General features: G+C 63.1%; 17 protein-coding genes. 4 read left to right on the forward strand and 13 right to left on the reverse strand.

The genetic code is table 11. The features are described from left to right. From prpC to xylA, 4 genes are all read right to left on the reverse strand, one after another. Positions 1–1,161: a bifunctional 2-methylcitrate synthase/citrate synthase gene (prpC, locus tag WKV53_RS05805; protein WP_341403414.1), complete on the reverse strand. Its 1,161-nt coding sequence runs from the start codon at positions 1,159–1,161 to the stop codon at positions 1–3. A gap of 7 nt (positions 1,162–1,168) precedes the next feature. Then, entirely contained in the window at positions 1,169–2,011 is an 843-nt protein-coding gene (prpB, locus tag WKV53_RS05810) for a methylisocitrate lyase (RefSeq protein WP_341403415.1), read from the reverse strand. Between the two features lie 73 nt (positions 2,012–2,084). After that, on the reverse strand, positions 2,085–3,896 hold the full coding sequence (locus WKV53_RS05815) for a hypothetical protein (RefSeq protein WP_341403416.1): 1,812 nt from the start codon (positions 3,894–3,896) through the stop codon (positions 2,085–2,087). A 169-nt stretch (positions 3,897–4,065) separates the two neighbouring features. Further along, entirely contained in the window at positions 4,066–5,373 is a 1,308-nt protein-coding gene (gene xylA, locus WKV53_RS05820) for a xylose isomerase (protein WP_341403417.1), read from the reverse strand. 188 nt (positions 5,374–5,561) lie between these two features. Here xylA and WKV53_RS05825 point away from each other — a divergent pair, with 188 nt between their 5' ends. Next, on the forward strand, positions 5,562–10,388 hold the full coding sequence (locus WKV53_RS05825) for a lamin tail domain-containing protein (RefSeq protein WP_341403418.1): 4,827 nt from the start codon (positions 5,562–5,564) through the stop codon (positions 10,386–10,388). A 10-nt stretch (positions 10,389–10,398) separates the two neighbouring features. Here WKV53_RS05825 and WKV53_RS05830 read toward each other — a convergent pair whose 3' ends face one another. The 5 genes from WKV53_RS05830 to WKV53_RS05850 all read right to left on the reverse strand — a co-directional run bounded on the left by WKV53_RS05830 (position 10,399) and on the right by WKV53_RS05850 (position 13,974). Further along, on the reverse strand, positions 10,399–11,229 hold the full coding sequence (locus WKV53_RS05830; RefSeq protein ID WP_341403419.1) for a metal ABC transporter permease: 831 nt from the start codon (positions 11,227–11,229) through the stop codon (positions 10,399–10,401). A gap of 44 nt (positions 11,230–11,273) precedes the next feature. Beyond that, positions 11,274–12,074 (reverse strand): metal ABC transporter ATP-binding protein, encoded by an 801-nt coding sequence (locus tag WKV53_RS05835; RefSeq protein WP_341403420.1) that lies wholly within the window; start codon positions 12,072–12,074, stop codon positions 11,274–11,276. After that, on the reverse strand, positions 12,071–12,472 hold the full coding sequence (locus WKV53_RS05840) for a hypothetical protein (RefSeq protein WP_341403421.1): 402 nt from the start codon (positions 12,470–12,472) through the stop codon (positions 12,071–12,073). Before WKV53_RS05840 ends, WKV53_RS05835 begins: the two co-directional genes overlap by 4 nt. Before the next feature lie 75 nt (positions 12,473–12,547). Further along, entirely contained in the window at positions 12,548–13,201 is a 654-nt protein-coding gene (locus WKV53_RS05845; protein ID WP_341403422.1) for a phosphoribosylanthranilate isomerase, read from the reverse strand. 35 nt (positions 13,202–13,236) lie between these two features. Beyond that, the gene (locus WKV53_RS05850; protein ID WP_341403423.1) at positions 13,237–13,974 is read right to left on the reverse strand and encodes a hypothetical protein; all 738 of its coding nucleotides are present in this window, start codon (positions 13,972–13,974) and stop codon (positions 13,237–13,239) included. Between the two features lie 252 nt (positions 13,975–14,226). On the opposite strand from WKV53_RS05850, the gene WKV53_RS05855 reads away from it, so the two are divergent. Beyond that, entirely contained in the window at positions 14,227–17,244 is a 3,018-nt protein-coding gene (locus WKV53_RS05855) for a sulfatase-like hydrolase/transferase (RefSeq protein WP_341403424.1), read from the forward strand. Between the two features lie 2 nt (positions 17,245–17,246). On the opposite strand, the gene WKV53_RS05860 is transcribed toward WKV53_RS05855, so the two are convergent. From WKV53_RS05860 to WKV53_RS05875, 4 genes are read right to left on the reverse strand one after another with little or no spacing between them, the layout of a single operon-like run. After that, entirely contained in the window at positions 17,247–18,485 is a 1,239-nt protein-coding gene (locus WKV53_RS05860; protein WP_341403425.1) for a thymidine phosphorylase, read from the reverse strand. Continuing rightward, positions 18,482–18,883, reverse strand: a complete 402-nt coding sequence (locus WKV53_RS05865) for a type II toxin-antitoxin system death-on-curing family toxin (RefSeq protein ID WP_341403426.1) — start codon at positions 18,881–18,883, stop codon at positions 18,482–18,484. The genes WKV53_RS05860 and WKV53_RS05865 overlap by 4 nt, the downstream gene beginning before the upstream one ends. Then, positions 18,880–19,107 (reverse strand): AbrB/MazE/SpoVT family DNA-binding domain-containing protein, encoded by a 228-nt coding sequence (locus WKV53_RS05870; RefSeq protein ID WP_341403427.1) that lies wholly within the window; start codon positions 19,105–19,107, stop codon positions 18,880–18,882. Before WKV53_RS05870 ends, WKV53_RS05865 begins: the two co-directional genes overlap by 4 nt. Positions 19,108–19,154: 47 nt before the next feature. Then, entirely contained in the window at positions 19,155–19,952 is a 798-nt protein-coding gene (locus WKV53_RS05875) for an MlaE family ABC transporter permease (protein ID WP_341403428.1), read from the reverse strand. 130 nt (positions 19,953–20,082) lie between these two features. Between WKV53_RS05875 and WKV53_RS05880 the strand changes: the two genes are divergently transcribed. Together WKV53_RS05880 and WKV53_RS05885 are read left to right on the forward strand one after the other, a co-directional pair. Further along, a complete protein-coding gene (locus tag WKV53_RS05880; RefSeq protein WP_345789640.1) occupies positions 20,083–21,093 on the forward strand; it encodes an AAA family ATPase in 1,011 nt (336 codons plus the stop codon). A 20-nt stretch (positions 21,094–21,113) separates the two neighbouring features. Further along, complete coding sequence (locus tag WKV53_RS05885) at positions 21,114–22,043, forward strand: DUF58 domain-containing protein (protein ID WP_341403429.1); 930 nt, start codon at positions 21,114–21,116, stop codon at positions 22,041–22,043. The last annotated feature ends 1 nt before the right edge of the window (position 22,044 follow it).

A 22,044-nucleotide genomic window follows, 5' to 3' on the forward strand; every position in this document is an offset into this window, starting at 1 on the left:
TTAGCGCTGGTCGATGGGAGGAATGGGGCGAGGCTCGGGGCCGGTGTAGTTGGCGCCGGGGCGGATGAGTTTGCCGTCGATGCGTTGCTCGATGACGTGGGCTGCCCAGCCGGTGACTCGGGAGATCACGAAGAGCGGGGTGAACATTGCGGTGGGCACTCCGAGCTCGTGGTATGCCACGGCGCTGAACCAATCGAGATTGGGGAACATCCGCTTTTCTTCCCACATCAGGGTTTCGATGCGCTCGGCGATGGCGAAGAGGTTTTCGTTGTCGTTCTGGGCGCAGAGGTCGCGGGCGATTTCCTTGATGATGGCGTTGCGGGGATCGCAGACGGTGTAGACCGGGTGGCCAAAGCCGATGACGATCTCCTTGTTGGAAACGCGGCGGTGAATGTCTTCGGCGGCTTCGCCGGGACTCTGGTAGCGCTGCTGGATCTCGTAGGCGACCTCGTTGGCGCCGCCGTGCTTGGGGCCCCGGAGAGCGCCGATGGCTCCGGTGATGGCCGAATGGAAATCGGTGCCGGTGCCTGCGATCACCCGCGCGGTGAAGGTGGAGGCATTGAACTCGTGCTCGGCGTAGAGGATGAGCGAGCGGTCGAGGGCGCGGATGTGAGACGTCGTTGGCGGTCGTTGATGAAGGAGGTGCAGGAAGTGGGCGGCTATGGTTGTGTCGTCCGTTTCAACTTCTATGCGCTGGCCGCTGGTTGCGAAGTGGTACCAGTAGAGCAGCATGGATGGAAAGCAGGCGAGCAGCCGGTCGGCGAGCGCGCGAGCAGCCGGTGCGGAGGCTGCGTTTGCGCCGGATGAGGGGAGTTGCTCGGTTTCGAGATTGCCGAGCATGGAGCAGCCGGTGCGGAGGACATCCATGGGGTGGGAGTCCGGCGGGATCTGCTCTAGGACCGAGCGCAGGCCGGGAGGCAGACCGCGGAGAGATCTGAGCTTTGCGGTGTAGGCTGTTAGTTCGGTGGCAGTCGGGAGGCGCTCGTGGATCAGCAGGTGGGCGATCTCCTCGAAGGTTGTTTGGTTGGCCAAGGCACCGATTTCGTAGCCGCGGTAGTGGAGGTCATTGCCGGTGTGGCCTACGGTGCAGATGGCGGTATTGCCCGCGACGACGCCGGAGAGGGCGACGGATTTTTTCGGGGGATGGAGTGGATCGGACATGGGTTTGTCAGGTGGGAGGTTGGTAGCCCAGGATGTCGTAGAGTTCGGCGCGGGTTTGCATGCGGTCGATCACGGCTTGCTGGGTTCCGTCGCGGCGGATGGCGGAGAATACTTCGAGCGACGCGGCTGCAGCAGCCCGAGATGAGGAGAGGGGATAGAGGACCATGGCGACGCCGGCGTCCTTGAGTTCCCCTAGGGTGAAATAGGGTGTCTGGCCGAACTCTGTTAGGTTGATCAGGACGGGTGCGTCGACAGCGCTTGTGAAGGCGCGGATGTCATCGAGTGAGCGGAGGGCTTCGGCGAAGATCATGTCGGCACCGGCGGCGAGGTAGGCTTTGGCGCGTTCGATGGCGGCGAGGAGGCCTTCGACGGCGGCGGCGTCGGTTCGTGCGATCACGACGAAGCTGTCGTGAGGTTTCCCCGAAACGGCGGCTTCGATGCGGCTGAGCATCTCTTCCGTGGCGACCAGGTGTTTTCCGGGGAGATGGCCGCAGATTTTAGCGGGCACTTGGTCCTCGATGTGGACGGCTGCTGCACCGGCGGCGGCTATTTCGCGGACGGTCATGGCGGGGTCATCCCAGCCGGTGTCGATGTCGACCAGCAGGGGAAGAGCGACACGGCTGGTGATGCGGCGGACGTCGATGAGGACGTCTTCCAACGTTGTCAGCCCGGTGTCGGGGAGGCCGTAGGAGTGATTCGCGACGCCGGCTCCGGAAAGGTAGAGGGCGCTGAAACCCGCGCGCTGTGCCAGCAGGGCGGCGTAGGCATTCAGGGTGCCGGCAATTTGGAGGGGTGACTCGGCCCGCAGGGCGTCACGAAAGCTCGGGCGGGAAACGGGGGCGGGAGTCACCCTAGCAGGAAACCGGAAGCATGGTGCGGGAGGCAACCGGAAACTCGTCCGGCTTTGCGGAGCGGCAGGAGCGCTAGTCGTCGTCGAGCACCGTGACGGCAACCGAACGGGTGGTGAGGCCGGAGGCGGTCAGAGAGACCGTCGGGGATTCGTTGAGGAGGTCCGGGTCATTCACGCCATTGACGGTGACGGTCTGGGAGATGGCGTAGTTCGCGGGCGTGAAGGTGAGGGACGTGGGCGACACGGTGGCAGCGCCGGTGTCAGAGCTGCCGACATTCACGGTCACGTTGGCGGCGGGTTGGAAAGCCAGACGCACGGTGAAGGTTCCGCTGCCGGCCTCGCCGATAGTGAGGCTGGGGGAGGAGGTCAGGATGTCTTGCACGTCGTCATCGGTGACGGTCACGCCGACGGTGCCGCTGGTGGCACCGGGCGCCGAGGCGGTGATGGTGACTGACTCGTTGAGGAGGTCGATGTCCGCGACGCCGCTGACCGTGATGGTCTGGGGTGTGGCGTAGTTTACGGGGGTGAAGGTGAGGGTGGGCGGAGACACCGTGGCGGCGCCGGTATCGGAGCTGCCCAGGCTGACGGTGACATTGCTGGAGGGTTGGAAGGCTAGGCGCACGCCGGAGGTTCCAGAGCCTGCCTCGCTGATGGTGATCGAGGTGGGAGAGATGATCACGGACTGGGTGTCGTCGTCGGTGACGGTCACGTTCACCGTGCCGCTGGTGGCTCCGGGTGCCGAGGCGGTGATGGTGACTGACTCATTGAGGAGGTCGATGTCCGCGACGCCGTTGACGGTGATGGTCTGCGGCGTGGCGTAGTTCGCGGGGGTGAAGGTTAGGATGGACGGCGAGACGGTGGCGGCGGTGGTGTCGGAGCTGCCCAGACTGACGGTGACGTTGCTGGAGGGTTGGAAGGCGAGGCGCACGCCGGAGGTTCCGGAGCCTGCTTCGCTGATCGTGATCGAGGTGGGGGAAGTGATTAAGGCCTGGGTGTCGTCATCGGTGACGGTGGCGGTAACCGTTTGGCTCCCGAGTCCGGCGGATGAGAGGGTGATGGTGACGGACTCGTTGAGCAGGTCCTCATCGGCCACGCCGTTGACGGTCACGGTTTGGAGAGTGGCCCAATTGGTGGTGGTGAAGGTGAGCGATGATGGCGATGCGGTGGCGGCTGAGGTGTCGGAACTTCCGACCGTGACGGTGGTAGTAGCCGGTGGCTGCGCGGTAAGTCGCACGCCGAAGGTGGTGCTGCCGGCTTCGCCGAGGGTCACGGAAGCGGTGGAGGTCTCGATGCCGAGGACATCGTCATCGGTGACCGTCACGTCGACGGTGCGGCTGGTGAGTCCGGTCGAGGAGACGGTGACGGTTACGCTTTCATTGGTGGCGTCGGCATCGGCGACGCCGTTAATGGTGACCGTTTGGAGGATGTTCCAGTTGGCGGTGGTGAACGTTAGGGACGATGGCGATGCCGTAGCGGAGGAGGTGTCCGAGCTGCCGAGGGTGACGGTGGTGGTTGCTGCGGGCTGATAGCCGAGGCGGACGCCGAAGGTTCCGCTGCCTGCTTCGTTGATGCCGAGGCTGGTGACGGTGACCACAATCGAGGGCATGGGCGTTCCGCGGACCCGGAAGAAGCCTCGCACGCCGGAGACTGGCACGGTGGCTTGGATGACTCCGTCTGGATCCACGGGGAGCGATGTCCAGTCGGTCCAGCTGGCAGGGGCGAGAGACGATGACCGCTCGATGGTTGCGGTGCTGCCCGGCTCGAGCTGGATGCAGGTCAGCTCGCCGGTTTTGAGGAACGAGGTGATTTTGGGGCCTTGTTGGGCGGATGCGGGCGCGGCCAAGAGAAGGAGAAGCAAGAGGAGGAATGCGGGAGGCACCTTCATGAAGCCCGGTTCTATCTGAAAATGGGCTGCTTGGCTGTTTGTTTTTGGGGTCAATGACGCGTCGACGGGACGTCGACACCCCTTAAAAATGAAACGGCCCGGGACTTGCGCCCCGGGCCGTTTGGCACCCGTTGGAAGGTGACGTTTCAGCGGGCAAGCCCGCCTCCGGTCACAGAAGGTCGTTGAGAATGTTTTCCAGCAGTTCCTGGCGGCCGGAGGCGATGACTGGCTCGGGCTGGCTCTTCACCCACTCGGTGAGCTCTTCGAAGCTGGACTTGCCGGCTTCAATCTTGGCACCGATGTCGGTATCCCAGCTCGAGTAGCGCTTCTTCAGCATGTCGCCGATGCGGCCGTCAGCGCGGACTGCGGCGGCGACCTTGAGGCCGCGGGCGAAGGCATCCATGCCGCCGATGTGGGCGTGGAAGAGATCGATGGGCTCGTGCGACTCGCGGCGGCGCTTGGCGTCGAAGTTGAGGCCGCCGGTGGTGAATCCGCCCATTTCGAGGACCTTCAGCATCACCTTGGAGGTGCCGTAGAGGTCGGTCGGGAATTGGTCGGTGTCCCAGCCGAGGAGGGTGTCGCCTTGGTTTGCGTCGATCGAGCCAAGTGCGTTGGCGGCGAGGGCGACGGTGAGCTCGTGCTCCATCGTGTGACCGGCCAGCGTGGCGTGATTGGTCTCGATGTTGAGCTTGAAGTGGTCGAGCAGGCCGTATTCGCGGAGGAAGTTCAAGCACGCGGCCGAGTCGGAGTCGTATTGGTGCGTGGAGGGTTCGCGGGGCTTGGGCTCGATGTAGAACTGGCCGGTGAAGCCGATCTTCTTGGCGTAATCGACGGCCATGTGCATGAGCGCGGCGAGGTGATCTAGCTCGCGCTTCATGTCGGTATTCAGCAGAGTGGCGTAGCCTTCGCGGCCACCCCAGAAGGTGTAGCCTTCGCCGCCGAGCTTGTGGGTGGCGTCCATGGCAGCCTTCACCTGCGCGCAGCCGTAGGCGAACACGCGGGCATCCGGCGAGGTGCCGGCACCCTGCGAGTAGCGCGGGTGGGAGAAGAGGCAGGCGGTGCCCCAGAGGAGCTTCTTGCCGGTGGCCTTTTGCAGGCCGCCGAGGTGATCGACGACGGCGTTCAGGGCTTCGGTCGACTTGATAAAGTCATTGAGTTCCGGCGCGATGTCGCGGTCGTGGAAGCAGTAGTAGTCGATATCGATCTTATCAAGGAACTCGAAGAAGACGTCGGCGCGCTTCTTGGCGTTGTCGACCGAGTCGGAGTAGTCATCCCAGGGCATCACCGCGGTGCCGCCGCCGAAGGGGTCGGACAGGCTATTGCGCATCACGTGCCAGTAGGCGGCACCGAAGCGCATGTGATCGCGCATGGATTTCCCTTCGATGAGCTCGTCGGGATTGTAGTGTTTGAAAGCAAGCGGGTTCTTCGACTTGGGACCTTCGTAGGCGATCTTGGGAATCTCAGGGAAATGAGCCATGGGTGAGTTCGCCAATACGCGCTCGGCGGGGGCTCGTCCACCTCGGAATTGTGTATGTTTGCGATTGGGGTGTCGCCCCAATCACCCCGCGGGGAGGATTTCGGCCATGCAGAGGCGCTAAACCGGCCTTGCTCCTGCGACGTGGAAATCAAAGCCTCCCTAAAGATCCAAAGATAGAGTCCCCATTAATGCCCCTCATTCGACTGTATTTCAGCCTCTTTTTGGTGACATTTCTGCCATTGAAGGCGGATCCGGTGATCAGCGAGTTTTGCGCCAGCAACCAGAGCGGGCTGCGGGACGAGAACGGCGATCGTCCGGATTGGGTGGAAATTTACAATCCTGACGCGACGTCGGCGGACCTCACAAACTGGTATCTGACCGACAATGCGACGGAGAAGACCAAGTGGCGTTTCCCGGCGGTGACGATCGCTCCGGGCGGGCGGTTGGTGGTGTTTGCGTCGGGGAAGGACCGCCGGGTGGCGGGGCAGCCCTTGCACACGAATTTCTCGCTGTCTGCCGACGGGGAATACCTGGGGCTGATCAAGGCGAACGGGATCGGGGTGGTATCCCACTACTCGCCGACCTATCCGCCGCAGTTCGCGGATATCTCCTATGGGCTGCCGTCCAATACCACGCAAACGACGCTGGTTGCGGAAAACGCCACGAGCCAGTGGATCGTGCCCACTTCGGCGAGCAGTCCAGCCGCGACCTGGAAAGATCCGGCTTACATTCCGACCGGGTGGACCTCGTCTGCGATGGGCCTCGGCTATGACCGGGACGTCAATGGGGTGAACTACACCACGCAGATCGGAGGGAACACGGATTCGGCGATGACGGCGGCGAATAACTCGTCGTGCTATGTGCGGGTTCCCTTCACAAAGGCGGCGGGCAGCACGGTGGCGAGCCTGATGCTGCGGGTGAAGTATGACGATGGCTTTGCGGTGTGGTTGAACGGCCAGCCCTTGCTTTCGGGCGGGACGCAAGTCCGGCGCAATGCTCCCAATCCGCTGGCATGGAATAGCAACGCGACCGCGGCGCATGCGGATGCGGCGGCGGAGGTCTTCGAGGATTTCAATGTGACCGAAAGCGCCAACCTGCTGGTGGATGGCAACAACGTGCTGGCATTCCATTTCTTCAATCGTCAGGCGAACACGACGGATGCCTTCCTGCGGGCGGCGCTGGTGGCGGATGTGAACTTGCCAGGCAATGCGCCGGCTCCCGGGTATTTCTCTACGCCCACGCCTGGCGCGGCAAATTCCGGGGTGTCGGGGCTGGTGATTCCGCAGCTGGTCACCTTCTCAAAGGATGCGGGCACCTATACCACGAACTTCAACCTTACGCTGTCCGGCTCGATTTCCGGGCAGCAGATCCGCTACACGACCGACGGGAGCATGCCGACCGCGGCATCGACGCATTACAGCGGCGGCTTCCAGATCAACAACAGCACGGTGGTGCGGGCCCGCATCTATGATCCGGTGACCGGTGCACTCGGCTTTGTGTCCGCGGCGAGCTACGAGAAGCTGGACACCACCCTGTCCAACTACAAGTCGGCCGGTGCTGCCTTCAAATCATCCTTGCCAGTGGTGGTGCTCAACAACCGGGGCATCGGCGAGATTCCCAATGACAATGTCGCCCGCAGCGCGCGGCTGCAGGTCTATGACCGGGATGCGACGGGGTATTCCTCGCTGGCGGCCGGCTCGGTTCCGTCGCTGACCCGGAACGTGAACGTGAAGCTCCGGGGCAGCAGTTCCTCGAGCTTTCCCAAGAAGTCGTATGGCATCGAGTTCCTCGACGAGAGCGACGCGGAGTCGGATGCGGGGATGCTCGGCATGCCGGAGGGTTCCGACTGGGCGCTGATCAGCTGCTATGATTTCGACCGGGCCTTCATGCGCAACGCATGGATCTACGAGATGAGCCGGCGGGCGGGGCGCTGGTCGCCGCGTACGCGGTTGGTGGAGGTTTATTTCAATCAGGATGGCGACACGCTGGAATATGGGGACTACCGCGGTGTCTACATCCTCTGCGAGACGATCCGCCGCGGCAGCGATCGCGTCGATATCGCCGGTCTGGAGCCGGGGGACGTGACCAGCCCGAATGTGACGGGCGGCTACATCTTCAAGGTGGATCGCAAGGACACCGATGAGTTCTCGTGGAGGACGACTAGGGCCCTGCCTCTTTCCGGCACCGGTGGCGATGGCCTGGTGATTTATCGTCCGAAGCTTCCCGATCTGCCGACGCAGCAGTCGTCGTATCTGGTAAACTACTTCCAGACCTTCGAGAACACCTTGTTCAATGAAGCGGCGGCCAGCTTCAGCAGCCGGAATTACCGCTCATACATCGACTCCGCTTCCTGGGCGGATCACAATATCTTCTGCTCGATGACGAAGAACGTCGATGCCCTTCGACTGAGCGCTTACATGTACAAGGATCGCGGCGGGGTGATGGTGGCGGGTCCACTGTGGGACTTCGACCGCTCGGCGAACTCCACGGATGCTCGTGACGACGTTACCACGACGTGGGTGGGCACCAGCGACGCAACGAACTACTTCACGTATGGGTGGTGGGAGAAGCTGTTTGCGGATGTCGAGTTCCGGCAGCTCTACGTGGACCGCTGGCAAGCGATGCGCCGTGGCTCGCTTTCCACCGCAAGTTTCCAAGCACTGCTCGATGGCTACCTTGCCGAGTTCAAGACGGCGGATGCGGAGAACCCGGCGATGCGGGATTACGCCAAGTGGTATGGTTCGGCGACCTCGAACAATATCACGACCGAGACCAACAACCTGAAGTCCTGGCTGGCGAGCCGTGCCGCGTGGATCGACTCGCTGTTCGCTGTGCCGCCGGTGATTGTGCGTCCGCCGAGCGTGGTGACGGCAGGCGATACGACGACGATCACAGTGCCTCCGGGTACGACGGTTTACTACACCGTCGATGGCAGCGATCCACGCGCGACCGGTGGCGGAACGTCTCCGACCGCCACTGCCTACAATGGCACGGCGATCCCGATTCCCGCGACGCGTTTGATCAAGGCACGCACTCTTCGCACGGGCAGCTTTGCCACGCCGGCGACCAACTGGAGCGGTCCGGTGGAGGCGCTTTATCTGGTGGATGAAGCTTACGCTGCCGCGTCCAACCTGCGGATCAGCGCGGTAAACTATCATCCGCTGGAGCCGACGGCGGCCGAGTCGGCGGCGCGTCCGGGGATTACCGGTAGTGACTTCGAATGGATCGAGCTCAAGAACGTCTCGGGCACACCGGTGAATCTGGACGGTGTGTCCTTGGCAGAGGGAGAACCGGTCGCAGCGGTGACGCTGGGGCCCTTCACGCTCGCACCCGGCGAACGGGCGCTGGTGGTGAAGGATCCGGCGGCCTTTGCCCTGCGCTATGGCAGTACGGCAGCGGCAAGGATTGCCGGACGATGGACGGGCGACGGGAGCATGAGCAATAGCGGTGAAGGAATCACCCTGCTCGACCGGGCTGGCCTAGCCATCGCGGTCTTCGAGTACGGTGATGGTGGCAGTTGGCCGGGTCGCGCCGACGGGTCGGGGAGTGCCTTGGAATACGTGGGTGCCGGATGGACCACGGTGGACTACGAGAACCCTGCAAACTGGAATTCCAGCAAGGCGGTTCATGGAAGTCCTGGCATCAATGTGGCCGGCGCGGCTTCGACGGTCGTGATCAACGAGATCCTCGCCAACCCCTCGTCGCCGCAGCTTGATCAGATCGAGCTCTTCAATGCCGGTGCGAGTCCGGTCAACATCGGGGGCTGGTATCTTAGCAATGCCGATGCCCTGACGGAGACGGACTACCGGCAGTACCGCATTCCGAATGGCACGATCATTCCTGCGGGTGGGTATCTCGTTTTCAGCGAGACGCAGTTCAATCCGAATGGCTCGTGGAATCCATCGCCCGGCACGCCCGGGGTCGGGGAGTTTTCGCTGGATGGCTATCGAGGTGGTTCGTTGTGGCTGATCTCGGCCGATCCGGTGAGCGGGAAGCTTTATAACTTCGAGCAGAAGGAGGACTTGACGCCGGTGTCGGCTGGGATTGCCTACGGTCGTTCGCCGAATGGCAGCGGTAGCTTGAAGCTGCTGGCGGTGTTCACGCCGGGGGCGGCGAACAGCGCGGCGCGAGTGGGGCCGGTGCAGGCGACTGAAATCCACTACTATCCATCCGGCACGACGCCGGAATTTGTTGAGCTTTCGAATACCGGCGCTGCCACCGAATCGCTGGATGGCTGGACGCTGCGTGGGGATGTGGATTTCGACTTTCCGGCGGGATTCACGATCGCCCCGGCTGAAGCGATTGTGATGGTGGCTTTCGATCCTGCGCTCCAGCCGAGCCTGGCCACGTCTTTCCGCAGCCAGTATGGGGTGGCTGCGGGTGTCCGGCTGATTGGTCCATGGTCGGCGGCCGATAGTCTCGGTGATACGGGTGGGACGGTGCGCCTGCGACGCAAGGTGGCAGCGCCGCCGGATGAGCCGGGCTTTATCGGTCTGATGATCGAGGATGAGGTGAACTACCTCGCGCAAGCGCCGTGGCCAACGACGGCGTCGGGCACCGGCTCATCGATCCGTCGGGTGAGTGTCCGCAAGGAAGGCAGTGATCCCACTGCATGGACGGCTGCGACGCCGGCTCCGGGTAGTGGTGTGCTCGGCTACTATGCGTGGCGTTTGGCGAATCTCGGTGCAGGACCTACCGGTGAACCAACAGCGGATCCGGATCGGGACGGACTCGCGAATTTCGTGGAGTATCTGATGGGCAGCAACCCTTCCTCACGGAACTCGCTGGCTTCCGGTATCGATGGCAGTGGCTTGAAGTTCGAGCTGAACTACACGCTGCGACGAGATCGTGATGACGGTGTGCTTTCAGCGACCCAATCGACGGACTTGAACGTGTGGGTGCCTGCGGCCAATGACGAGATGATCTCGACGGATGGCGTCACGGAACAACGTCGTGCATGGTTGCCGCTCGGAGGAAAGGGCTACCTCCGGCTTGAAGCGTCCGAAGTTCCCTAACCGGATTCACTCACCGCCGCGCTGCGATCACTCCGTAGCGCGGGCTGAAGACCCAGGCTAACAGGAACAGCACGCCGAGCAGCATCACGATGACCGGGCCGGGTGCCATGCCGAGCGGGCCGGAGAGTAGCACGCCGGCTGCGGCACCAATGGCACCGAGTGCGCCACCGCCCCAGAACAGGGCCGAGGTGCGGTCGGTGAGCAGGGAGACTGTGGCTGCCGGTGCGACGAGCATGCCGACGGAGAGGACGCAACCGACGGCTTGAAGCGAGGCGACGAGTGACAGGACCAGCAGGGCGAACATCAAGTACTGGATGAATCGTACGGGGACGCCTTGGGCTGCTGCCACGTTCGGCTCGAACATGGTCAGGAGCAGCGGACGCATGAGCAGATTCGCGACGATGAGGGTGAAGGCGCCGATGCCGAAGGCGACCCAGAGGTCGGCATTGCCCACGGCCATGATGTCGCCGAAGAGCCAGTGTTCGAGTTCCTGCCGGGTATCGAGCCGTGGTAGCAGCGCGACGCCGGCGGCGAAGGCGCTGGTGTAGATGACGGCCAATGCGGTTCCTTGCGCGACGCGATTGCCACGAGCCACCGCGACGGAGCCGAGGCCGACCATTAGCGATGCAAACAAGGCGCCGACGAAGGCGCTCAGCTGGGTCAGCGCGCCGGTGATCAGGATGCCGACGGTGATGCCGGGCAGCATGGTGTGCGAGAGGGCACTCACCGAGAGCGCATTCCGCCGCAGGATCACGATGCCGCTGAAGAAGCCATTCGTGAAGCCGATCAGCACGGCGGCGGCGAGGGCGCGCTGGTAAAAGGGATTGGAGAGAAGGTCCAAGGTGGGAAGAGATGGCAGATCGCGGATGCTAGATCGTAGATATTCTAGAGCGCGGAAGCGACGGCCGGTTGTTGGGTGGCGCGGTCTTCGTGGTCGCTGATGTGGCCGAAAGCGCGGTCGATGTTGGCTTCGCTCAAGGCTTCGGTGGCGGCGCCGAAGGCGAGCGGGCGGGTCTTTAGCAGCAGGGCTTCGTCGAAAAGCTTGGGTGCGGTGGCGAGGTCGTGGTGGGAAGCGATGACGAGGCGGCCTTCGTGCGAGAGCTTGGCCAACAGGTCACCGAGTTGGCGCGAGGCATTGCGGTCGAGACCGGTGAAGGGTTCGTCTAACAGGAGGACGTGGGCTTCCTGGGCGAGGGCCCGGGCCAGGAAGGTGCGTTGTTGTTGGCCGCCGGAGAGTTCGCGGATCTGGCGTTTCTGGAGATCGAGCAGATCGAGTGCGGCGAGTGCGGCATCGACGGCGGCATCGTCCTCGTCGCGGAAGCGCCGGAACATGCCGGTCTGCGGATAGCGGCCCATTTCGACAAGGCCGCGGACGGTGATAGGGAAGGACCAGTCGACCTCCTCGCGCTGGGGAAGGTAGGCGAATTCTCGGGACCAGCGTTTCACGGCGGAGCCGCGCCAGCGGATGCTGCCGCCGGTGCGTGGGACGAGGCCGGCGATGGCCTTGAGCAGCGTGCTCTTGCCGGCACCGTTCGGGCCGACGAGGGCGACGCGATTGCCACATGAGGTGGCGAATGAAACGCCATCGAGCGCGAGCGTGTCGCGGTAGTGGACGCGCAGCGAGTCGATCACCAGCTCGTGGTGATGCGCGTGGTGGGCGCAGCAGTCGTGGTGTTCGTGGCTCATGGTTCCCAGATATCGTCGATGTCGGCAGGTGCGCTGAAGACGTGCTCGCGGGTTGCCTGGCCGGGGATTTCCAGACGGAGCTGGGCGAAGCGGTGGCCGGCGGTGGTATCGGCCCACTCGACTTTGAGGAAGATGGTGGGCTGGTCCGAAGAGAGAGAGAGCTTGCCGGTCAGGGGACCGGCGGTGTTTTCGAAGGCGAGCGGTTCGCCACCTGCCTCAAGGCTCACCCGTTTGGCGGTGCCGGAAAGCAGCAGTTCGAAGGTGGCGAGGTTCGCTTTGAATGGCTCGGACTTCTCGACGGGCGGCGGAGCGGTCACCTGCGGCGTCGCGGGCGCGGTGAGGCGGGCCAGCCCGATGCCTGCCAGCAGCAGGACGGCTAGAACTACCAGAGTTCGCATCAGGGGTGAGCCACGCATCGTCGCGGGAATCCTTCACGCGGAAAGGTCGCAGATGCAAGCGATTTGCGGTATGCGCTATTCTCCACAGGCGGCCAGCAGCGCTTCCACCTTCGCGAAATCCTTGATGCCGGGGCTTTCCTCGGCTCCGGAGGCGACGTCGAGGGCGGCGGGGCGGACGGCGGCGATGGCTGCGGCGACGTTGTCCGGGGTGATGCCGCCGGCGAGGATGACCGGGAGCCCCGGGTTTTCCTCCACGAAGCGGCGGGCCAAGGTCCAGTCGATGGTCTCGCCGGTGCCGCCGTAGACGCCGGGTGCGTGGGCATCGAGGAGGATGCTGTCGGCTTGGAATTCATGGGCGCGCTGGAGGTCCGCCAGGGCGCGGACGCCGAGGGCCTTGATCACGGGGATGCCGGCTTCCTTGAGGCGGACGACGTCATCGGGCGTCTCGTCGCCGTGGAGCTGGACCACGTCGATGAGGCCTTCGCGGACGAGCTTGGCGGGCAGCTTGAGATCAGCATTCACGAAGACGCCGACGCGGAGGATGCGGCCTTCGAACTCCTTGAGGAATCCGGCGCGTTCCGGGGCGAGGTAGCGCTTCGAGTGTGGCCAGAAGTTGGCACCGAGGGCGTCCACGCCGAGCTCCACCAACCGCAGGGCGTCGTCGGCGAGGGTCACGCCGCAGATTTTCAGCGAAGTCGGGGATGGGGAGAGGAAGCGGTCCGGGCTCACGCCGGGAGTGTGGCGCGGGATGGCGCGCTGCCAAGCTAGTCCTTCGGGTAGATCTCGGCATTCGAGGCTTGGAACTCGGCTTTCAGGCGGACGTTGAGTGTGGAGAGGTCGACGAGCTTGAAGCCGGTGAATTTCCAAGCGCCGTCGTGGCCATCGTGGCCGATGCCGGCGAGGAGGTGGACGGCATTGTCGGTGATCTTCAGGGTTTCGACCTTCGGCTCGAAGTAGAAGGTCCGCAGTGTGCTGTCCCAGGCGTTGTCCTCAATGAGCTTGGGATCGAGGTAGAAGACGTCGCCGGTGGGCTCGTGGACGATGCGGAGGTCAGGATAGCCGCTGCGCTGGGCCTTGCCTAGGCGGTTCGGCGGGACGCCGCAGGAGAGGTCGGGCTCGGCATCGAGGCTAGCGTGGAGGGCGTCCTCGAAGAAGCGGGAGGCTTCGTTGATGCGGCGGAGCGAGCGGAGAGGAGAGTTTTCGGCGTTGAGGGATTCGATGGCCTTGGCGAGGGCGGCTTCGATGGCTGCCTTGGCGCGGCGATGGCTGTCGCGTTCGCCGAGCGGGATGACTTTCTTTCCGGAGGTGGCTTCGGCGACGGTGGCGAAGGAGAAGATGCGGTGGTCGAGGTTTTCGTGGAGGAGTTGTTGGATAAGTCCGGCGTCGGTGGCGGATGCGGATGGAGGTGTGGTTTGGGTAGCGGAGTTCCGTCCCATTTTCCAAAAGCTGCCTGCGACGAGCACGAGCAGGATTGCTTCTGTTCCCAACCACTTCCACTTCATGAGTGGGTTTATTTGGAGAGGGTGGCTTTTTGGCAAGTCCGCCCTGTGCGCGGGCAGGACTCCAGTAATCCAGTATGTATAGATACTGGAATTACTGGAGTTCACCGGGTGACAGGATGTCGGGCGGAATTTGATTAAAGCGGGGAACACCGTAGGGTCCTGCGAGACATCTAGGTGGGCTTTCGTCCACAACCCAGAAACCCGAAACACGCCTCTCATCCGCCCTTGGCGCGGGTGAGGAAATCTCCGGCCATGCGATCTCTCCGCTTTCTTGTTCGTTCTCTCCTGCTCGTTTCGTTGGCGGTCTTGCTGCCGTCCGCGGGCCGGGCTTTCACGTTGGATTTCCAGCTCTCGCAGAATGCGGATTTGGAGCAGGGCGCTGCGCCGGGTGGGAATGATCTGGGGACGACGACCAAGACCCGCACGGGGATTGCGACGCCGGATGGTGCGACGATCGATTTCACGGTGGTTTCGGCACCGGGCAATTTGAACTCGGCGGATGTGGGGATCGGGGTGATGGGTGGGACTTCGGACCGGATGGGGACCGGGGAGTCGGTGACTTTTACCTTCAGCCGGAAGGTGGTCCTGAATGGCTACACATTGAACATGTTCAACGGCACGGACAACTCGACATGGCAGACGACCACGTCGGGGGCCGCGCAGACTTCCACTTCGGCGAGCGTCACGGGGCTCAATGCGGTGATCGAGCCGGGGGAAGCGCTGACGTTTTCCTCGACTGCGGGTGATGGCATCCGGCTGGGCACGCTGGTGCTGACGGTGCCGGTGCTGCTGGACTTCCAGCTGGCGAAGAATGCGGATCTTGAATCCGGCTCGGGTCCGGGGGCGACCGATCTGGGCGTGACGACGCGGACCCGCAGCGGGATACCGGCGGGTGATGGAAGCTTTATCAGCTATACCGCGGTCTCGGCTCCGGGGACTCTCAACTCGGCGGACAACGGGATTGGTGTGACCGGTGGCACCGGGGTTGCCCGCTTGGGCATCGGAGAGTCGGTGACCTTTAGTTTCAACCGGCCGGTGACGGTCCATGGGTATACGCTGAATGAACTTGGTGGCACGGATAACTCGACTTGGCTTTCGCCTACTTCCGGTGGGACTCAGACGGCTACGACGGCGGTGGTGAAGGGGCTATCGCTGCCGCTGCAGACGGGCGAGACTCTAACCATTTCCAGCACGGCGGGGGATGGGGTTCGGATTGCGACGCTCACGCTCACCGTGCCGCCGCTGCCGGTGACACCGGATGACCGGTATCAGGTGCTTCATGACAGCACCGCCAATTCGCTGGATCTGCTGCGTAATGATGGTTCGGGTGTTGCGTTGGTTTCGCTCACGCAGCCTTCCCATGGCACTGCATCGATCAGCGGGAGCAATGTGCTCTACACACCTGCGCCGGGCTACACGGGGCAAGACACGTTTACCTATACGACGAATGCCGCCAGCGGCGGGAACACTTGGACCGTGACCGTCAGCGTGCGGGCTTATCCGAATTTCGTGATGGTGCTCGCGGATGACCAGGGGTGGACGGGGACCTCGGTGCCGATGGATCGCAATCGCTCGGATACGAAGAGCGACTACTACAAGACGCCGAATATCGAGACATTCGCGGCGCAGGGGATGCGCTTTCCGCGTGGCTACTCGGCGCATCCGAATTGCTCGCCGTCCCGCTATGCGCTTCTAACAGGCAAGACGCTGGCGCGTTTGAAGATGACGGATATCGTCGGCCGCAGCAACGCGCAGGTCTCCGGGCAATACAAGCTGATCACGCCGGGGAAGGCGACGGATGCGATCCAGGCGACGATGACGACGACGCCGGAGCTTTTGAAATCCATCGCGGGGGCCGGCTACTCGGCGGCGCACTTTGGCAAGTGGCATCTCAATGGCGGTGGTCCGGCTTCGCATGGATTTGACGCGGATGCGAACGACGGGGCGACGGGTAACGGAGAAGGGGATACCGGGACCGAGCCGATCAACAGTGATGCGAAGCGCAGCTACTCGATCACGGATCGCGCGCTGGCTTATCTGGATAGCCGTGTGGGTGGTGGCACGCCTTTCTACCTGCAGGTTTCGCACTATGCGGTGCATGAGGCGATCCAGTGCACGCAGGCTTCGTATGATGCCTTCGCGGGTGTGACGCCGGGCGTGCGCCACAACAATCGCTACTATGCGGCGATGACGCGCGACCTGGATCTCAATGTTGGTCGTGTCCTTGCGCGGCTGGATGAACTGGGAATTCGCAATAGCACCTACATCATCTATCAGGCGGACAACGGCGCGCCGCAGAACATGTCGGACAATACGCCCTTGCGTGGCTACAAGCCGGAGCTTTGGGAGGGTGGGATCCGGGTGCCGACGTTCGTTCGTGGTCCGGGGGTGAAGGCGGATTCGCAGTGTGATCAGCCGGTGAGCGGGATCGATTGGCTGCCGACGATTTGGGAATGGGCGACGGGTTCGCAGGTGGGATTGCCGGCGCAGGTGGATGGGGGAAGCGTGGTGGCCACGATTCGTGATGCTTCGCTGGCGACGCCGGTGAGCACGCCGATTCACCGGGATGGCGCGATGATCGTCCATTCACCGCATTACATCGGTCCGATGCCGTGGCCGAATGATTGGCAGGATACGCCAAAGGACATGCGGCCACGATCGGCGATCATTGCGGGGGGCTACAAGCTGGTGGCCAACTACGAGAAGGGGTCGCTGGAGCTGTATGACCTGGCGAATGAGGCCGGCGAGATTACGAATCTCAGTGAGAGCCAGCGTGCGGTCCGTTGGCAATTGTGGGTGCGCTTGCGGGACTATTTGAAGCAGGTGAGTGCGCAGATGCCGACGCTGGATCCGAGCTATCCCGGGACTTCGCAGGGGGATTTTGTCCTACCCGCTGCGACGGGTCCGCTAGGGGATGCGGATTCGGATGGGCTGGATGATGCGTGGGAGTTCCGCGAGCTGCTGACCTACACCTTCGATGGGAATGACGATGAGGATCAGGATGGGGTCAGCAATGCTGCGGAGCTTGCGCAGGGGACAGATCCGCTGATTCCGAATGCGCTGGCGATCACGTCATTGAGCCAGCCTTCGGCGAACCAGTTGAAGCTGGTTTGGAATGCGACCCCGGGTGCGAGCTTCGTGGTGGAGTCTTCGACGAATCTGGTCGATTGGAGCCCGGTTCAGAACGTCACGGCGGGGGAAGGGCATAGCGCCGAGTATATCGCGACCGTGGGGCCGGATCATGAGTTCTTCCGGGTTCGTCGTCTCTGAGGCTAACCGATGCGAATGGCTTTCTCTAACATGGCCTCGGCGATCTCGAAATCGACGGCGGTGCGGGCGTGGATGCGGCAGAGGGGATGGCCCTGGTGGATGTGCTCGCCGCATTTGACGAAGTGATCGAAGCCGACGGCGTGATCGACGCCATCGGTGGCGCGGGCTCGGCCGGCGCCGAGTTGGAGGGCGGCTTGGCCGACGAGGCCGGCATCGACGGAGAGGACGGTGCCAGTGTCCGGAGCGGGGAAGTCACGGATGAGCGGGGCGTGATGGATTTTCGCGAGATTCGGCAGGTCGGCGGGATTGCCGCCGTGAGCGGCGACGATTTCGTCGAACTTCTTGCGGGCAGTGCCGTCGTCTAACAGGCCCTCCAGTTCCTTGCGGGAGACGGGGGAGATTTTTTCGGATAGATCGAGGACGAGCTTGCGCAGGTCGGCAGGGCCGCGGCCTTCGAGGCATTCGATGGACTCGATGACTTCGAGTGAATTGCCTACGGCGCGGCCGAGGGGTTCGCTCATGGGATTGAGGATGGCGTGGACTTCGACGCCCATTTCCTTGCCGACGGCGATCATGGAGTCGGCGAGCACGCGGGCATCGTGCTCGGTCTTCATGAAGGCACCGGTGCCGAACTTCACATCGAGCACGAGCGAGTCGAGCGACTCGGCGAGCTTCTTCGACATGATAGAGGCAGTGATGAGCGGGATGGAGGGGACGGTGCCGGTGACGTCGCGGAGGGAGTAGAGCTTCTTATCGGCCGGGCAGAAGCGGTCGGTCTGGCCCATCATGACGACGCCGATTTTTTCTAACAGATCCTGCGCTTCCGGGATGGAGATGCCGACCTTGAAGCCGGGGATGGCTTCCAGTTTATCCAGGGTGCCGCCGGTGATGCCGAGGCCTCGGCCAGAGACCATGGGGACCCAGACGCCGGTGCAGGCGACGAGGGGCGCGAGGATGAGCGAGACCTTGTCGCCGATGCCGCCGGTGGAGTGCTTGTCGACGACCCGTGGATGGGCATCGCGGTGGTGAAAGACGTCGCCGCTCTCCAGCATGGCCCGGGTGAGGGCGGCGGTCTCCACGGCGTCCATGCCGCGGAAGAAGACGGCCATGGCGAAGGCGGACATCTGGTAGTCCGGGATCTCGCCGCTGGTGTAGCCTTCGATCAGCTTGCGGATTTCCGCGGGATCGAGCGTCTCGCCTTCGCGCTTGCGGGCGATGAGGGTGGGGACGTGGAGTTTCATGGGATGGGGGCGGTGTTTTCGCGGAGCCAAGCGGCGAATTCCTCTTCGGTCACTTCTCCGGATGCGAGCGAGAGATAGTAGGGATACTTTTCTTCTTCGCTGGCGGTTGGGATGAGGCCGTTGCGGATGAGGAAGGTTTCACAGGCGACGGCTGCGGCGCGTTTATTGCCATCGAGGAAGGGATGATTTTTCGCGAGGCCGAAGGCGTAGGCGGCGGCAAGCTCACAAAGGTCGGGCTTGGGCTGGGCGTAGCTCCACTTGTCCAAGGGGCGATTGAGCGCGGACTCGAGCATGCTTTCATCGCGCACGCCCGGCTTGCCGCCGTGCTCGGCGAGCTGGCGGGCATGCATCCGATGGACGAATTCCAGACGGAGCCAGACCGGTTCCTTCGAGGTCATTGGGCCAGCTTCCGGAGAAGGTTGCGGTTCTCGCGCATGACCTTTTCCGCGATCTCCATCTGGCGCTCGACCTCGTCATCGTGCGGGGAGATTTCGAAGCCGTTCGGCGTCTCCGTGAGGAACAGGGTGTCGCCCTTTTCGACCCGTAGTTTTTCGAGGACTTCCTTTGGCAGGATGACTCCGGCCGAGTTGCCGATGCTGGTAATCTTCAATTTCGCGGTCATGGCGGCACGTTATAACAAATGTTCTACGTGTCCAGCCGCTTGTAGGGTCAGTAGCGGGTGAGGCCTGCCGGGAAGATCATGTTCAGGAGCAAGGTCAGGAAGAAATTAACGATCAGGATTGCCAAGGCCGAGTAGACCATGGCGCGGGTGGTCGAGCGGCCGACGCCGACGGCTCCGCCGCTGGCTCGGAGGCCCTGATGGCAGGAAATGGCGACGATCAGCAGGCCGAAGACGAGGCCCTTGATGAGGGAGATCGAGACGTCGGTGAGGTCCGTGTGCTTGGTCATCTGGCTCATCCAGTAGGCTGGATTCACATTGAACGGACCGGTGCCGACGATGACGGATGCGCCGATCCCGAGTGCCGCCGATTCGCCGATCAGCAGGGGGATGGCGAGCACCATGGCGATGACGCGTGGGGTGACGAGATAGTCCACGGGATGCACGCCCATGGAGCGGAGGGCATCGACTTGCTCGGTGACCTGCATGGTGCCGATTTCCGCGGCCATGGCGGCACCGACCCGGCCGGCGAGCATGAGGGCGGTGACGGAGGGGCCGAGCTCGCGGAGCATGGCCACGCTGACCAGGGCGCCGGCCCCGGTTTCCATGTTCAGGACGCTGAATTGGAAGAGCGATTGCGCCGCCAGCACGGCTCCGGTGAAGGCCCCGGTGACCATGACGACCGGCTGGGAGCGATAGCCAATCTCGACGATCTGCTGCATCACGATGCGCCAGCGGATCTTCCCCTTCACGAAGGACTCCGAGATTCCGCTGACGAGGATCGAGACTTCCCCGAGATAGCGGAGAAAGCCCGTCACCAAGCCGCCGAGGAACTGCAGGAACGCCACGACGGTGAGGCTAACGGGGCGAACTGCCACTTGGCCAGCGCGACGGTGAAATCCGTGGCTTTGGGAAAAATGACAGATCCGGATTTTTAGACTGCAATTTGCTGAAACCACCCGGCGTAGTGGCCGGATCATGAGCAACGGCGACGACAAGGCGGCGGTGGAAAAACTCCACGCGACCTACCGGCAGATGAAAAGCGAGCTGGGACGCGTGATCGTTGGCCAAGAGCAGGTTGTGGAGCAGGCGCTGATGGCGATCTTCTGCCGGGGGCATGCGCTGCTGGTGGGGGTGCCCGGCTTGGCCAAGACCCTGCTGGTCTCGACGCTGTCGCGGGCGCTCGATCTCGGCTTCAAGCGGATCCAATTCACGCCCGACCTGATGCCGGCGGACATCACCGGCACGGATGTGCTGGAGGTGGATCCGGAGACCGGTCGCCGGGGCTTCCGCTTCGTCCACGGGCCGATCTTCACGAATCTGGTGCTGGCAGACGAAATCAACCGGACTCCGCCGAAGACGCAGGCGGCCTTGTTAGAAGCGATGCAGGAGCATCATGTGACGGTGGGCGAGCACACGCTGAACCTGCCGAAGCCTTTCTTCGTCCTCGCGACGCAGAATCCGATCGAGCAGGAGGGAACCTATCCCTTGCCCGAGGCGCAGCTCGATCGCTTCCTTTTCAACATTCTCGTCGACTATCCCAGTGAGGAAGAGGAGCGGGAGATTATCCGGCGCGTGACGAGTCCGAGCGACAACGAGATCACGCCGCTGATGAACGCGGAGGAGATCATCCACCTCCAGCAAGTGGTGAAGCGGGTGCCGGTGGGAGATCATGTGATCGACTTCGCTGCCAAGCTCGCGCGGGCGACGCGACCGAAGGATGCTTCGGCGCCGGACTTCGTGAAGGAGATGGTGGGCTGGGGAGCGGGTCCTCGCGCGGGGATCAGCTTGATTTCCGCGGCGAAGGCCCATGCTGTGCTGCGGGGGCGCTTCCACGCCACGACCGGGGATGTGGCTGCGATTGCCACGCCGGTGCTGAGGCATCGGGTGCTGACCACCTTCAATGCGGAGGCGGCGGGGGTGACCAGCGATGATGTGATCCAGCGGCTGGTGAAGCACCTGGCTCCGCGTGAGGAATTGGTGGTGTAAGGTCTGCTGGCCGATTCTTCATGAGTGACTCGCTGAAGCTTCCCGACTGCATGCGCCTGCTCCCTGCGGAGACGATGGGCGTGATGAAGCGCCTGGAGTGGTATGCCCGCCGACGGATGCAGGGGACTCTAACAGGCCGTCACAGCTCGCCGGACAAGGGGTTCTCGGTTGAGTTCGCCGAGCACCGCGAGTATGTGCCGGGGGATGATCCGAAGGATCTCGACTGGCGGGTGATGGCGAAGAGCGACCGGAATGTGATCCGGCAGTACATCGAGGAGACCAACCTCCGTGCGACGCTGGCGGTCGATGTCTCCGGATCGATGAAATACACGGGCGATCATGCCGCGAAGGTGGGGGAGACGGCGCTGTCCAAACTGGAATATGCCAAGCATCTGGCGGCTGCACTGGCCTATCTGTTCGTGAAACAAGGTGATGCCGCGGGGCTGGTTACTTTCGACAAGGAGGTCCGCAGTTTCATGCGGGCTGGCAGCCGACCGAGCCAGGTGCGGCGCATCCTGGAGGATCTCCATGCCGCCGAGGCGGGTGCCGACACGGATGTGGGCGGGGTGCTTCACGGCGTGGCCGAACGTATTCCGAGGCGTGGGCTGGTGATCGTGATCAGCGACCTTTTCGACGATCCGGCGAAGATCATCGAGGCGCTCCATCACTTCGATTTCCGGCAGCATGAGCTGGTGATTTTCCACCTGATGGCGGAGGAGGAGTTGACGTTTCCCTTCAAGAACTTCCAGAGGTTCCGGGATCTGGAAGGGGTGGAGGCGATGCTGCGGATCGACCCGCAGGCGGTGAGGGCGGCTTATTTGGAGAAGATCCGCGACTTTGTGAAACGGATCGATGCCGCGTGTGGAAAGCTAAGGGCTGACTACGTGGCGGTGAACACGAATACTCCGCTGCGGGATACCCTGCTGCGCTATCTGGGAGGGCGGAAATAGG

Source organism: Luteolibacter sp. Y139 (genome assembly GCF_038066715.1).
In the GTDB taxonomy this organism is placed as follows: domain Bacteria; phylum Verrucomicrobiota; class Verrucomicrobiia; order Verrucomicrobiales; family Akkermansiaceae; genus Haloferula; species Haloferula soli.

Bases quoted from the DNA above. Each gene is read 5' to 3' on its own strand.
- WKV53_RS05840 (WP_341403421.1), bottom strand. From the start codon at position 12,472: ATGCGAACTCTGGTAGTTCTAGCCGTCCTGCTGCTGGCAGGCATCGGG.
- WKV53_RS05835 (WP_341403420.1), bottom strand. From the start codon at position 12,074: ATGAGCCACGAACACCACGACTGCTGCGCCCACCACGCGCATCACCAC.
- WKV53_RS05860 (WP_341403425.1), bottom strand. From the start codon at position 18,485: ATGAAACTCCACGTCCCCACCCTCATCGCCCGCAAGCGCGAAGGCGAG.
- xylA (WP_341403417.1), bottom strand. From the start codon at position 5,373: ATGGCTCATTTCCCTGAGATTCCCAAGATCGCCTACGAAGGTCCCAAG.
- prpC (WP_341403414.1), bottom strand. From the start codon at position 1,161: ATGTCCGATCCACTCCATCCCCCGAAAAAATCCGTCGCCCTCTCCGGC.
- WKV53_RS05885 (WP_341403429.1), top strand. From the start codon at position 21,114: ATGAGTGACTCGCTGAAGCTTCCCGACTGCATGCGCCTGCTCCCTGCG.
- WKV53_RS05815 (WP_341403416.1), bottom strand. From the start codon at position 3,896: ATGAAGGTGCCTCCCGCATTCCTCCTCTTGCTTCTCCTTCTCTTGGCC.
- WKV53_RS05880 (WP_345789640.1), top strand. From the start codon at position 20,083: ATGAGCAACGGCGACGACAAGGCGGCGGTGGAAAAACTCCACGCGACC.
- WKV53_RS05865 (WP_341403426.1), bottom strand. From the start codon at position 18,883: ATGACCTCGAAGGAACCGGTCTGGCTCCGTCTGGAATTCGTCCATCGG.
- WKV53_RS05855 (WP_341403424.1), top strand. From the start codon at position 14,227: ATGCGATCTCTCCGCTTTCTTGTTCGTTCTCTCCTGCTCGTTTCGTTG.
- WKV53_RS05870 (WP_341403427.1), bottom strand. From the start codon at position 19,107: ATGACCGCGAAATTGAAGATTACCAGCATCGGCAACTCGGCCGGAGTC.
- WKV53_RS05825 (WP_341403418.1), top strand. From the start codon at position 5,562: ATGCCCCTCATTCGACTGTATTTCAGCCTCTTTTTGGTGACATTTCTG.
- WKV53_RS05850 (WP_341403423.1), bottom strand. From the start codon at position 13,974: ATGAAGTGGAAGTGGTTGGGAACAGAAGCAATCCTGCTCGTGCTCGTC.